We start from the raw sequence: 14181 nt of genomic DNA, 5'->3' as shown, positions 1-14181 counted from the left end.
AATGGAGTTGTGCCCACAGTTGGCATAGCTCCTTTTTATTTTTGCACCATATTTTGATTAAAAGGTATAAGCATTAATAATATGGAAAAAATCGCACTTGAATCTTTGCGACTGATAGCAGCAGATTATGTTAGTCAGCAAGTAATCGATGAGCTTTGCTCTGAAGGAATATATTCAATAAAGAACAGCCCCAATGTATATGTTAATGTTGTGCTGGTGTCTACCGATAAAGGAGCCGATAACGTTAATGAAATCTTAGAAACACATGCACGTGCAAGAAGAAATGTCGTAATAAAAACGAATTCTGGACTCTGTATCAAAGAAGAATCTGACATTGTCTCTATATTGTCTTTTCAGGCAGATAGCAATCCATACCTCGAATTGAAGAAGTTTCTGCAACTGTATAATATATGTATAGAGAAGCATAGTATGGTATGCTTTGATTTGTCTGACTTCTTAATACTTATAAGAGGAAGGAACGTAATATCTACCCACTCGTATGTGTATAAAAAAGACATAACAGATGCTCTTGCACATCTAAAGTCTATATGTATAAAAGAAAATGGCAGATATCTTTTGGCAATTACCATAGCCGACTATGACAATAATGAGATGGAGAAGATGATGCTTCCTGTAAGTGACTATATGGAAACCTTCCCGGATAAGAGCATATTTCATTTTACGATCACGGAAGCTATACCGAAAACATTAACTTTATTCACGTCAATACCTTTGTAGCAGTATGAAAAAAAACACACCGGAGCAATATCTTTGCAGTCGAAACGTTATCTATATAAATGTAATATACGAATATGGCACTGAACCAAACCAATAAGCTCGTGTGGATTGTGGAGACCATTTATCGGGCACATAAGATTTCCTTTGAGGAACTGAACCGCCGTTGGATGGACAATGTTGACTTGAGCAGAGGTGAGGAGATGTTGAAGCGTACTTTCCACAAGTGGAAGTGGAATATCTTCGACACCTTCGGATTGTCGATAGACTGCGAAAAGACCGCTCCATATAGGTATTACATCGCCAATGAGGATGACATGAAGAGTGGAAGTATTGGAAATTGGCTGCTCAGTACGCTATCGGTAAGTAATTTTCTCCTTGAAAGCAAATCAATCAAGAACAGGATTATCCTTGAAGACGTGCCCAGTGGCAGGGAATATTTGGAGCAAATCATCGATGCGATGAAGAAGAACCGCTTCATTCATATCAACTATTTCAACTACTGGAAAGGTGACACACACGACCATTATGTGATGCCGTTATGCGTAAAGCTATTCCGTCAACGCTGGTATTTGTTGGGGCGTAATTGGCCTGCAGGTTATGATCTCGTCTTTTGTCTCGACCGCATTCAAAACTTCCGTCTTTCGAGCCACACGTTTGAATATCCAGAAGAGTTCAATCCACAGGAATACTTCAATGGTTGTATAGGTGTAATTCCTGGCGATGGCACCGACATTGAGAAGGTAAAAATCAAGGTCAGTGCCAGTCAGGCTAACTACTTGCGCGACCTTCCTCTGCATGAGTCGCAACAAGAGACTGAGCAAACAAATGAATGCAGTATCTTTGAACTGCATGTGCGCCCTACATTCGACTTCCAACAGGAACTGCTGTGGAATGGTGAAGACCTTGAAGTACTCGAACCGCTTTGGCTACGTAAGGAGATTGCAGGAAAAATTAAGAGGATGTGGAACAAGTATAATGAGGATAAGTAATGCATGACTTTGCAGATGGACTGTCCCGACTATCTGTTCTACTATACTTGTGTAGCGTCGAGTCTGACCATAAGCCAGTCGTACACTTGATGTAATCGCAACCTGCTGCGGTTATTATTTACCAAACCATCATCACGCCCTGGCCGACACAGAAGCCTGAGCCGCTAGAGCACTGGAGATATTATAAACTTTATATAAATATGTGCACTATAAAATATAATCAAAAGGAACTGCCGTTAGTTCCGTTCTCTGAACTTAAAGGTAAGACCTATGTTATTCCCTATCAGCAACGAGGATACAAGTGGACTTCATCAAATGTTGAAGAACTCTTGTGTGACCTAAGAGAGTTTATTGAGGATGCTAATCCCCAAAAATGCATCTATTGTCTCCAACCGTTGGCTATTGTTTCTGTGGGAGAAAACAGATATACAGTATTAGATGGACAACAGAGACTTACTACGTTGTATCTTTTGTATAAGTACTTATATGGAGAGTCTCCATATGAGTTTGATTATGAAAGGGACATAGATGATGATATCACTATGTCAAGGACAACGTTTTTAGCAACTGTTGAGTCTATTAGCGAAGAACAAGCTTCTGCAAAAATAGATTTCTTCTATATTCATAATGCCTACAAGCACATAGGTAAGGTCTTTATGGATTGGGCTAAGCAATCGGCTAATAGTATTGAAGTAACTGCTGTCAAAGCTGAACTTGCTAAACATATCAATATGTTCAAGACATTACTTGAAGGAAACGGGGGGAAGTCTCTTCATGTGATATGGTACGAGGTAGTTGGTGACAAAGAAAAGCAACATGAGATTTTCTCTAACCTCAATAGCGGCAAGATACATCTTACCAATACAGAGCTTATAAAGGCTTTACTTCTCAATAGTGTTTCTGGATTACCCAGCAAGGAACAGAATGAAGCTGCAGCAATATTTGAACAAATTGAACGATACATGCAGAATGACAACTTTTGGTACATGTTTAATGCTTCTGAGTTGCGTAATGGTCAAACTCGGATGGACTTTCTGTTCAACCTCGTGGCTAATTGTAAGCAGAGCGACTATGAGATAGATGCAAGATGGTCGTTCCGTAACTACTTCTCTAAACAAGAAAAGGGATCCTTGTCTGATAAATGGAAGCAAGTAAGGCATACCTTCCTTCGCCTAAAGGATATGTATGATGATATATATTGTTATCACTACATAGGTTTTCTTACCTACAATTCCAACGATAATACGCTGAACAGTACAAAGGAATTTCTTGCCCTGAGTAGAAAATCTACTCATTCTGAGTTTGTAGAAAAGTTGAAACAGGAAATAAAGTCTATTCTAAGGAAGAGACATGACAAGATCACGGACTATACTTACGATAAATCTAAAAAGAAAGATTTACGATTATTGTTTGTGATGCATAACGTGGAGACAATACTCCAGAAATATGCTTCTTTGAATGGCAACGATAAGCTACAATTGCAAAACGGTTTCGAACGTTTTCCCTTTGAACTCCTCCACAAGCAGAATTGGGATATTGAACATATAGCATCCAATACCGATGCTGATTTCAAAAATTCAGAAGACAGAGAGTCTTGGCTGGAAAGTATCAAGGCTGATTTGGGCGAAAAATACCCTACCGATCAGGTGGGTGATCTTGAGTTACGTTATAACAAGACCAAGAAGAAAGATGACTTCAATGTCTTGTATAAGAAGATTATGTGCATAGTTGATGATGACATTGCAGATGTGATAAAAGAGGATGGTAAAGATGGTAAAGACAAAATGCAGGTAGGAAATATTACCTTATTGGATAGTCACACAAATAGAAGTTATCACAACGCTTTGTTTCCCAGAAAACGCAGATATGTTATTGTTGCAAATGGACTTATGGATATAGAGGATAATTACGAAAAGAACATTTCCAAACTTTATATTCCACCATGCACATTGGCTGTATTTACCAAGGCATACAACAAGGGAGCGGATTTGACCTTGAATGCCTGGACACAAAGCGATGCCGATGCATATGTCGCTGACATGGAACAGAAATTGAGTTTTTACTACAAAAATGATTGAATACAATGAATTTTATAGAATCTTTCAACAATAAGACCATTCTCATACCTCTTCTGCAGCGTGACTATGTTCAGGGCAGTGAAAAATCTGCAGTTATCAGTCCATTCCTTGATGCATTGTTAGAGAAGGATTGTGACCTGAACTATATCTATGGTTACGAAAAAGATGGATGTTTTGTCCCTGTTGATGGGCAGCAGAGATTGACAACACTTTGGTTGCTCTATCTCTATCTTCATGCTTACAAAAAGCGGACAGGACAATATAGGGTACATATGAAATTCGCATCAAGGGAGTATGCTAATGATTTCTGCGAACGTATTGCAGAACATCTGGAGGAGCTATTGCCCAAATCTTCTGCCTACAAGACGCTGGATGAAGCAATCAAGGATCAAAACTGGTTTATCCGGTCTTGGAGCAAGAATGCTACAGTCTGCAATATGCTCAGCACATTGAAACTTATTCACCGAAAGGTAAATGAGCACAATATTGATGTTATATGGATGCGACTCGTCGAGACAGAATCTCCAAGCATTACTTTCGCTTTCCTGCAAATGGATGAGAGTTATGGACTTGATGATGACGTTTATATAAAGATGAATGGACGTGGCCGTAAACTGTCTGCCTTTGAAAATCTGAAATCATGGATGGATAGTAAGGTTTCCAATCGTCCGTATGCCCAGGAATGGAGAACAGAAATGGACAACACTTGGACAGATATGTTCTGGCAGAATCGCAACTTGGAGCAAGAACATCCAGAGGAAATTGATGACGAGCAATTGTTCTTCTTCTATAATTTGCTTATTTTGTATCATATAAAAACTGGTGAATTGCTCCAAACTGTCACCAAAATGAAAGAAGATAATCCTTATCTGTTTGAGGAAATGCAAGATTTCTTTGAGATAGAAGCAAATGCTGGAGACCAAGCCATTACAGATAAGATTATAGACAGGCTACAGAAAGCTGGCAATATTCCTTTGTTATGGATAGACAGGCTGTGCCTCATGCCGGATGCCTTCTTTGATTTTGCAATCAATAGCATTCGTAAAATAGTAGAATTCTCAAAGACATTCAATTCTTCAGACTTATATATTGGAGAAGAGAAGGCTAGCAACACTACCAAGACTTATAATATAAGTATGTGTGAAGGGTCTATTGGCAGAACCTTACCTCTTTTCTATGCGCTATTGTCTTATAAACAGGGAGAAACAACTCTCTATGACTGGATGCGCGTTATGAGAAATCTCATACTGAATACTTCTGTTAACAGAGAAGACCTACCATCTTTGATGTTAGCAATGGATGACTTTGGTACTCATTGCAGCAAAGAGAATATCTATTTACTTCTGGGGAAATCAGAGTCTATGGATATACTGAAAGGATTTAATTCCCGACAGATCAGTGAAGAAATATTGAAAGCAAGTCAATTGAATTATTACAATTCAATGACAATGTTGGAAAACGGCCGCTTCTTCAGTGGTCGTATAGGAGCACTTTTCAATATGCTTACTCTCAATCCGTCTGATATTCAAAGCTATTTGGACAAAGACAATGTAGAGGCATATACAAGAGTTTTGCTTGCGATATTTGATGGTAAGGAAGGTGGTTGCACTGTGCAGTTTGATGACAAAAATCACTTGCTGCGTAGAGCACTGATGACATTCAGACCGTATAAATTCGGTATGAAAATGAATGGCTATTGGTGTTTTTGTCAAGGACTTGATGAGTGGAGGGACTACGTAAATACTACAGAAGAAAGCCGTAATGCACTTTATGGTCTTTTGAAGGAAGTATTGGTTCCTGCCCAAAAGTCAGGTCAAGATTTAAAACAAACCATTTCTGACCATGTGGAAGCTATTTCATGCAAATATGAACGACTTCTCTTATCGCCTGATGAAAATTCATACCGTTATCATTTCATTCACCATCCAGGTGTTTGGGATTATATGAGAACTAAGCGATGCATGTGGACAGATAATAATAATTATGACATAGAACTCAAGACGAGCAACGGAAACAATAGTGACCGTATGGAGTTGAGAACGTATGCTCTGTTTCTTGACTATAGTCATAACGATAACTTCAAGTGTGATTGTACTAATTGGATGGTGGGTATATGGCCCAAGGGCAGATCGTGTATGTACTTTGAACGTGATTGCACTTTTGAACAGAAGAAATATAAAGTCGCCATTGATGTCTATTTCTTTGACCAACAAGAATATCGCAAATGCGAAGATAACTATGCCTTTGACCTATTCATCAGGTCCCAGCATCCTGATGCTTTATCAGATGAAGAATGGTTGGCTTTTGTAGAAGAAGACTACCAGGCTAATATGGGATTGTTCGGTAAGCTTCTTCCTGAACTTATGAATATTCTCGAACGCAAATCAGATGGACGACTTTGTAGTAAGTCGATCTATTCCAGAAACGCGATCAAAGAGATTCTGAAACATACAATGCAGGGTATAAACCATTCCTTAGAAAACAATGAAAATGAAGGATGAAATAGGCATAATAACAGTCAAGACTTTTGTAGAAGAACGATTGGAAGGCAATATTGACAGTATCATAGATTACGATTTGGGGAGGTTGCGTTCAGACAAACAATATGGTTGTCCTGGTCGCAAGTTTGACCCTGATGATACAAATCTGATGCGTGCCATCTATTGCGTTGTCTTTGGTGACGTATGGACTAATCTTTCTTGGGAAAACTCAGGTGATGGAAAATTACGTGGCGACACTATAAACTCCAGTGCAACTTTCTTTTCATATCCTTGGAAAGACGAGTTTACCCAAAAATGGAACCCTCCTGTTGAACTGACTGAAAAGATAAAGACCTTTCAGCATACATTCCATACCATTGGCAACATGATGGTTCTACCTGACAAACGAATTGATGGATGGAGCATCAACCAGTATCGTGGATGCCATGCCGAGTGGCATGATTATGAAGACCGGTTCCTTGCGGCCTTATATAAGGTGCTGACAGACAAGTCCGACCATGAGGAGGATTTGCAAGATTTTGTTCGACTCAACGAGGAAGACTTCGCTTTCTTTTATGGTGAAGATGGATGGCGACGCTTCATAGATGGAAATATCCTTAATGACTATGTGGATGCAAACCATCTGCCAATTATTAGGTCGAAAGGATATACATGGTGGCGAAGCGGATATGTCAACAAGCAAAGATTCTTTACTGAAGCCAATAGATATATTGATGAGTCAACTCGCATCATTCACAATAGAGGAAAGCATATGTTGGACATACTTAAAGAACGGATAGGTTAATGATTACTGTAATTTCTTATGACCTGTGCCAATATTTTGCATAGTCTATCTATAATTTTGCAGCAAATATAAAAACAATCCGCAATGACATACAAAGACCTTCTCCACCTTGTTACTTTTAAAGAGGTTGAACCACACATAGTGAACATGTATCCCAAAGCAAAAGACAGTCTCGGCTGGTTCAAGTTGCATTACGATATGCTCAGATTGATGAATCCAAAGCGTCATGATGATTCCAATGGTGATGTGTGTCGTATTACTATGAAAGATTGGGATGATGGCACAGGGTCCCATCTTGACGCTTTTCCTATGGAAGGAGATTTTTGGGAGCATTCTCTCACTAAAGAGATTGTCCTTGATGCTGACGTACATGTCACTGATGCAGAAATCGTCGCTTGTTGTTTGTGGCATACGTCCTTCTATGGCTTTACCAAAGGACAAAAGAAAGAGTTTGCCAACATTGATTTCAAGTCGAAAGTTAAGGAATTAAAGACGATCATACTTAATAATGGTGGGTATGTTCCGCCAAAAAGAGAACTTCTTCCTTCTAAGAAGCAAGAAATGATAGGGAAAGTCAAGAAGAATGTTGGGTATGGCGATAAACATATTAACAAAACAAAGCGCAAACGTCTTTTTCGTCAGGATTTCATGGAGACTTATTATGACCGAATGGAGGCTATTAGCAGTTTTATCGTGCAAGTATTGCCAGCATTATCTGTTGGTGCTAACAGTCTCACAATTGGTCAACTTTGCAAACTGTTCTTTTCAAGTAAATTTGCTACCACCGTCATTCAATCATACGCTGACGAAAAGTCTGATGCCGCCAGCTATATGTCAGATCTTATTTGCAAGTACGACATGCTGCCTCATGGGAAAAACGCTATCATCTACTTGGTAACTGGGCATAGTTGGGATATTCCATCTGTGCTAAATCCTAAAGAAAATGAACTCTTGAAGGTTATTGTTGGCAAAGTTATTACCGCTACGGAAAGAAAAGGAATTGTGGATTTAATTCTTGATAATAATCCGGTTTTAGGTCGTCAGATTGAAATTACGGTAGTAGCTACAGACATATCCATCCATAGATAAGATCTTCAATAGAGATAGATAAATATTATTTAGTTTGATATTTAATCGTTTTCATACAATTCCCCCAAATCGCTTATACAACATTTCATAGTCTGCCTCAGCGACTGTGGTTCCATCACTTCTATCATCGTCCCATAGCTTTGCAACTCCATTATGAAGTCGTAAGTGGGACGAAGCGTAAGTTCGAAGTCGGCATATTCGGTGCAAGAACAAAGCTCTTTTTGTGAGAGATGCAATGGAAGAGAACGCATGTAGTGTTGGTGTGCACCAAAGGCACGAACAACAATTCGTTGCAAGGGTATATCCTCGTCTATTACTACACCGAAGAAGCTGGAGAAATAGTTCTTGGCATTGAAGTCGCAAGGGAACTTAAAATGATGTTTCCCATATACAGCATGCGGCAATCTCTGCTAAGGAGATGTCTGCTCTATTTGGCACTACCACTTTGGGGCCTATAATGGCTTCTGTTTTTGCTATACGTGACTTATCAAAGTCTTCAATGATAATTTCTCTACCAAGAGAATCTTCCCAAGGGTTGCCATCCAAACATGCAGAAACTGTAATTCTTGATTCATCTGTGTCAGAACCAGTCTGAGGAACCATCTCTACATATATGTCATAGCCAGTCTCGCTTTCGGGTGACGGAACAAGATGGCGCAAATAGTCATAGTGCATCTTGAACCATGCCAAAGACCTTCTCTCTGCATAACTTTTCGACAAGAATGGCGAAATCTCGTCAAACGATACCTTGTGTAACAATTCGTACAATGTCATATCTCATGTCTTTATCGTTGTTTGCCGGCAAAGATATTGACGTGCTGACTCAATTATCAATACAGGTTAATTGTTTCTTATAAAAAACTCACAAAAACAGAAGTTTTTTCAACCTGTGCTGTTAATTGGCACACCTTCATAATACTTTTGCAGCAGACATTAAGAATACAGTTATGAAAAAGTCTACAAAATATGAAAGCACTGTAAAGGATGCGAAGACATTGGAATCCGTCATTCCGAAACAGCTTACAGAATACACGACAAGGGCATTAAGTAAACTAAACGAAGCGCTTGGGGGCGGTGTCGGCGGATATGTAGCAAACAGACTGCACATGAGCCATGAGGAACTGAGGGAAGCATTGGCCGCCGAGCAAATCGATGGTGTTGCATTGGCCATTTATAATATAGAGAAACGTGGACAGTCGGTAGTCATAGGCGACCAAACGGGTATAGGCAAAGGCCGACAAGCAGCTGCCATGATTCGCTATGGACTGTTGTCTGGCTATCTGCCGATATTCTTCACCGACCGATATACCCTGTTCAGTGATATGTACCGCGACTGTAAAGCACTTGGCATTAAGGAGGCACGACCACTGGTGGTGAATGCTGGTGTGTCGGTTGTCGACTTTGACCATGTGGTTGAGCAGAAAGCGACATGTACGTCCGACGAGATATGGTCTCCCGCAGACGAAGAAGATAACGAAAAGTATGAGGCAGAGCGCATGGCGCTCTACCAGAAACAGTATGAGGTGGTATACAAAGCTCCCAAGAAATCTGTCCTTCAAGAAATATTCATAAAAGGTGAACTGCCGCAGGATGCCTTCGACTATCTCATGATTACCTACTCCCAACTGAAAGATGCCAAACGAGACATGACACGTCTCAACTTCCTCATGGCGTTGTGCGAGCAGCATCGTGTACTGTTCATCTTCGACGAAGCCCACAAAAGCAGCGGAGTGAACGCTGGCAAAGCATCGGTTATCACACAAGGCATAAACATGATTCTTGAAGAAACGCCACAGACCCAATGCGTGTTTCTTTCTGCCACTTTTGCCAAGCGCCCGGAATGTCTGCTCACTTTCATGAGACGCACGACCCTGAGTGCCTTGGCTACAGAAAACACGCTCAAGGATGCCTTGCATTGTGGTGGAGTGCCCATGCAAGAATACGTTTCATCTTGTTTGGCTGCCGAAGGACAAATGATCAGGCGCGAGCACTCTGGCGAGGGTTTGCCTACTCCTGTCTATACATATCTTGATGAAGACCTCGACGTACATGGTGAGCAGTTTGACAAGGTGATGTTCTTCTTCCGTGAAATAGTAAAACTCTCTGCAATGGTTCGCACAATGGTTAATCATGCCCTTATGTACAACGTGCTTCTACCCTTCAAATGCTATCCCACAAGAGCACAACTTTTCTATATCAACAAAGTGTTGTTGCTTTCCTTGAAAGCGAAAAAGGTGGCACAAGCCGCCATTGAGAATGTAAAGCAAGGAAGAAGTTTGGTGATTGGTATGAGCGACACGCTTGAGTGTATCGTACAGGACGTGGAAGTGAATGAAGACGGATCCGTTCGTGGCGACATATCTGCGTTGTTGTTGCGCTTGTTGGAAAAGACGGTTTGTGGAAGCGCCCCTACCGACAGTGCCAATCGACCTGTTTTTGAAATGGTAGAAGAATTGGAAGAAATGTCATTGAAGGCAGAAGCCAAAGAGATAAGCGACTACTACACATGTATCAAGCAAGACATAACAGAAGAGGTGTTTCATCTCCCCGTGTCGCCTATCGACGTAATACGGCAGCTGATAACTGCCGAGAAGTTTGTTGCGCCCAATGGTGAATACCTAAACATCCGTTTTGAGGAATGTACGGGGCGGGCACACCAACTGGATTATCTCTCACCTGAGGGCGATGACGACTTCATCAACGCTGTTATCAGGTCAAGAAAGAAGCGTCACTCTAACCTTATCTTCAACCCATTGGCTGAATTAATTCAGTGCACGCTTAATTCTAATGTCAGTTTGTGCTAAATTGAGCACGGTGCTTGCCCAACTGGGGAACGCTGCTTTCTCATCATGGGCACGCTGCTTGCCCCTGTTGGGCAGAATTGCTGTCAGACGTCTGCCCAATAATTGACTGTTGTAATACTATTTCCTAACCTTGATTTTTTCCCCCACAGCGTGGGGAACATAACCCCCTAATGTGGGGTTTCATTCCCCACGTTAGGGGGGGATATAAGCCGGTGGGTCAACTTTACGAAAAATTGGTGGGTTTAAATTTGCTTATTACAAATACCCATATTCCTGTTTTCTGGATTCTGCCAATGCATGCAATTCCTGTAGTCTGAATTCCTCACATCTGACAATTCGTAAGCGTATCCGCGATGCTCGTGTATACGGTCAAAAAATGTCGCCCAAGTTTTTATTCCCTTTCATCAGCAAACCATCCAGACAATTGGCTGACAATCGCCAGACAGTCAACTGTCTGTTTGTCAGAATGTTATGACGAAAAACCAGATGATCTGACAGTTTTTCAGAAATTCTCGCTTTTACTAAGAATCAGAGGTATGGGCATCCATTTCGTCAGCTTTTTTATCATGGCCTTTCCTTTCCTCTCATTTTCTTTCCGACTCCTTTTCTCTTATCGCTTGTCATCTTCTTTTCTTGAAGAACTCCTGCATCAGCGTCCGGCATTCCTCTTCGAGTACTCCTCCGATGGCTGTCGCTTTGGGATGAAGTACGTCGGGTGCGAATTTGTGATAACCACGCTTTTCATCGGGTGCTCCGTATACGATGCGTGGTATCTGTGCCCATCCGATGGCTCCGGCACACATGGGACACGGTTCCACGGTGACGTAGAGCGTGCAGTCGGTGAGATATTTGCCTCCCAAGGCATTTGCGGCAGCCGTTATCGCCTGCATTTCGGCATGTGCGGTAACGTCGGTCAGGGTTTCCGTCAGGTTGTGGGCACGGGAGATGATGCGGCCGCGACACACCACGATGGCTCCCACGGGAATCTCTCCCTCGTCGAAAGCAGCCTGTGCTTCAACGAGAGCCTTGCGCATGAATTGCTCGTCTTGGTTTTCAGTGTTCATTGTGGATAAAGATTGTTTCCTTTGTCAGAACTTGACACTTCTCGTGCCGTCTTCGTTCTCTTTGATGTCCACATGGACAGCATCCTCCGGCAACAGATCTTCTATCAGCTCCGGCCATTCTATAAGGCATATTCCGCCTCCATAGAAATAATCTTCATAGCCCATATCGTAGACCTCTTCCAACTTTTTGATGCGATAGAAGTCGAAGTGATAGATAGGGTAGTCCACTGTGTCAGACTGATATTCGTTCACGATGGCGAAGGTTGGCGACGTAACGGTGTCTACCACGCCGAGACAATCGCAGATTGCCTTGATGAATGTAGTCTTGCCGGCACCCATCTTGCCGTAGAAGGCGAACACCTTGGCGTCGCCCATGTTGTTTACAAACTCTTTGGCAGCTTCGTTGATGCTGTCGAGACCGTTTATTGTTATTTCTTTGTTCATTGTCGTTCGTTTTGTCAAGGAAAATACGGAGTCCTCTGTCGGATTATCCTTGTCTTTCCCTTGGTTTCTATTCCTTTAATAGTAAGGTTGCTCTTCCTGTTTTCAGTTTCTCTTTTTCTTTTTCATCGTGACGAGCGGTATGAGCATCTCTTCCATGGATATTCCTCCATGCTGGAAGGTGTCTTTGTAGTACGACACATAATAGTTGTAGTTGTTTGGATATGCAAAGAACGTGTCGTTTGTGGCAAATACATACGATGTGCTCAGGTTCGGCGATGGCAACTGTGCCTTCTGTGGGTCTTTTATGGCGAATACCTCCTTGGCGTTGTAGTTCAGGTTCTTGCCCAGTTTGTAGCGCAGGTTGGTGTTCGTGTTTCTGTCTCCCACTATCTTGATTGGTCTTGATGCCCTCACGCTGCCGTGGTCTGTTGTCAGCACCACGGTGTAGTCGCTTTCTGACAGTCGGCGGAAGAGGTCGGAGAGCACGGTGTGTCTGAACCAGCTCAGCGTGATGCTTCGGTATGCCGACTCGTTGTTTGCCAGTTCGCGCACCATCTTTGATTCCGTGCGGGCATGGCTGAGCATGTCGATGAAGTTTATTACAAGTACGTTGAGGTCATTGTCGCCAAGCTGACTGAACTGCTGCAACAGTTTGTCGGCGCCCACCGAGTCGTTCACCTTGTGGTAAGAGAATTTCGTTCCCGTCCGGCGGTATCTTTCGAGTTGCGTCTGTATGAGTGGCGCTTCGTTGAGGTTTTTCCCCTCCTCTTCGTCCTCATCGACCCACAGTTCCGGAAACATCCTCGCTATCTGGTTTGGCATCAGCCCGCTGAAGATGGCGTTTCGTGCATACTGTGTCGCTGTCGGCAGAATGCTCATATATAGATTCTCGTCGATATCGAACATGTCGCCCACCTCGTTTGCGAGCACCCTCCATTGGTCGTAGCGGAAGTTGTCAATCACAATCAGGAACACCTTCTCTCCCTTGTCGAGCAGCGGAAATATCTTCCGGCTGAATATGTTGTTGCTCATCAGTGGCCTTGATGGCAGCTGTGCGTTGTTGGGGTCCACCCAGTCAAGGTAGTTGTTGCGTATGAACTTGGCGAATCCGTTGTTGGCTTCGCTCTTCTGCATCATGAGCATCTCTGTCATGTTGCTTTCGGTGCTGCTCAGTTCCAGTTCCCAATGCACGAGCAGTTTGTACACGTCGATCCATTCCTCCACAGTCCGGCAGTTGTCAATCTTCGTTGATATGTTCATGAAGTTTTGCTGATATCCGGTCTGTGTCACTTCCGTCACTATTTCCTTCTGGTGTATGTTCTTTTTGAGGGTGAGCAGGATTTGGCTTGGGTTGACTGGCTTTATCAGATAGTCGGCAATCTTCGATCCTATTGCCTGGTCCATGATGTTTTCCTCTTCGCTCTTTGTCACCATCACTACAGGTGTGGCAGGCAGAATCTCCTTTATCTTCTGCAGCGTTTCCAGTCCGCTTATTCCCGGCATCATCTCGTCGAGCAATACGAGGTCGAAGTTGTGTCGTGAGCATTCGTCGATGGCGTCGGTGCCGTTGCTCACGGTGATGACCTCATATCCCTTCTTTTCCAGGAATATGATGTGGGCGTGCAAGAGTTCTATCTCGTCGTCCACCCATAATAGTAGTCCGTTGCTCATTGTCGGTTCGTGATTTATT

General features: G+C 42.4%; 12 protein-coding genes. 7 read left to right on the top strand and 5 right to left on the bottom strand.

Annotation, left to right across the window (positions count from 1 at the left end):
• Positions 1 to 81 precede the first annotated feature (81 nt).
• The 6 genes from CCC32_RS05720 to CCC32_RS05695 all read left to right on the top strand — a co-directional run bounded on the left by CCC32_RS05720 (position 82) and on the right by CCC32_RS05695 (position 8179).
• A complete protein-coding gene (locus tag CCC32_RS05720) occupies positions 82 to 738 on the top strand; it encodes a hypothetical protein (protein WP_287072941.1) in 657 nt (218 codons plus the stop codon).
• Positions 739 to 812: 74 nt separating this feature from the next.
• Positions 813 to 1727 carry a helix-turn-helix transcriptional regulator gene (locus CCC32_RS05715; protein ID WP_287072939.1) on the top strand — a complete coding sequence of 305 codons (915 nt, stop codon included), beginning with the start codon at positions 813 to 815 and terminating at the stop codon, positions 1725 to 1727.
• A gap of 200 nt (positions 1728 to 1927) precedes the next feature.
• A complete protein-coding gene (locus CCC32_RS05710) occupies positions 1928 to 3805 on the top strand; it encodes a DUF262 domain-containing protein (protein WP_287072937.1) in 1878 nt (625 codons plus the stop codon).
• Positions 3806 to 3810: 5 nt separating this feature from the next.
• Positions 3811 to 6306 (top strand): DUF262 domain-containing protein, encoded by a 2496-nt coding sequence (locus CCC32_RS05705; RefSeq protein ID WP_287072920.1) that lies wholly within the window; start codon positions 3811 to 3813, stop codon positions 6304 to 6306.
• Positions 6296 to 7090, top strand: coding sequence for a DUF6994 family protein (locus CCC32_RS05700; protein ID WP_287072918.1), 795 nt, complete (start codon positions 6296 to 6298; stop codon positions 7088 to 7090). The genes CCC32_RS05705 and CCC32_RS05700 overlap by 11 nt, the downstream gene beginning before the upstream one ends.
• An 84-nt stretch (positions 7091 to 7174) precedes the next feature.
• On the top strand, positions 7175 to 8179 hold the full coding sequence (locus tag CCC32_RS05695) for a DUF6557 family protein (RefSeq protein WP_287072915.1): 1005 nt from the start codon (positions 7175 to 7177) through the stop codon (positions 8177 to 8179).
• Between the two features lie 41 nt (positions 8180 to 8220).
• Here CCC32_RS05695 and CCC32_RS05690 read toward each other — a convergent pair whose 3' ends face one another.
• Both CCC32_RS05690 and CCC32_RS05685 read right to left on the bottom strand, forming a co-directional pair.
• Complete coding sequence (locus CCC32_RS05690) at positions 8221 to 8475, bottom strand: WCX domain-containing protein (RefSeq protein ID WP_502705606.1); 255 nt, start codon at positions 8473 to 8475, stop codon at positions 8221 to 8223.
• 73 nt (positions 8476 to 8548) lie between these two features.
• Entirely contained in the window at positions 8549 to 8953 is a 405-nt protein-coding gene (locus CCC32_RS05685; RefSeq protein ID WP_287072911.1) for a hypothetical protein, read from the bottom strand.
• 173 nt (positions 8954 to 9126) lie between these two features.
• Here CCC32_RS05685 and CCC32_RS05680 point away from each other — a divergent pair, with 173 nt between their 5' ends.
• On the top strand, positions 9127 to 10983 hold the full coding sequence (locus CCC32_RS05680) for a strawberry notch-like NTP hydrolase domain-containing protein (protein ID WP_287072909.1): 1857 nt from the start codon (positions 9127 to 9129) through the stop codon (positions 10981 to 10983).
• A gap of 620 nt (positions 10984 to 11603) precedes the next feature.
• On the opposite strand, the gene CCC32_RS05675 is transcribed toward CCC32_RS05680, so the two are convergent.
• The 3 genes from CCC32_RS05675 to porX form a co-directional block, all read right to left on the bottom strand.
• Positions 11604 to 12047 (bottom strand): nucleoside deaminase, encoded by a 444-nt coding sequence (locus CCC32_RS05675; RefSeq protein ID WP_287072905.1) that lies wholly within the window; start codon positions 12045 to 12047, stop codon positions 11604 to 11606.
• A gap of 24 nt (positions 12048 to 12071) precedes the next feature.
• Complete coding sequence (tsaE, locus tag CCC32_RS05670; RefSeq protein WP_022315677.1) at positions 12072 to 12491, bottom strand: tRNA (adenosine(37)-N6)-threonylcarbamoyltransferase complex ATPase subunit type 1 TsaE; 420 nt, start codon at positions 12489 to 12491, stop codon at positions 12072 to 12074.
• Between the two features lie 102 nt (positions 12492 to 12593).
• Positions 12594 to 14162, bottom strand: a complete 1569-nt coding sequence (porX, locus tag CCC32_RS05665) for a T9SS response regulator signal transducer PorX (RefSeq protein ID WP_022315676.1) — start codon at positions 14160 to 14162, stop codon at positions 12594 to 12596.
• Between the last annotated feature and the right edge of the window lie 19 nt (positions 14163 to 14181).

The organism is Prevotella sp. LMAG:51 (genome assembly GCF_008680225.1).
Lineage (GTDB): Bacteria > Bacteroidota > Bacteroidia > Bacteroidales > Bacteroidaceae > Prevotella > Prevotella pectinovora.
This window is presented reverse-complemented; position numbering and strand designations above follow the sequence as displayed.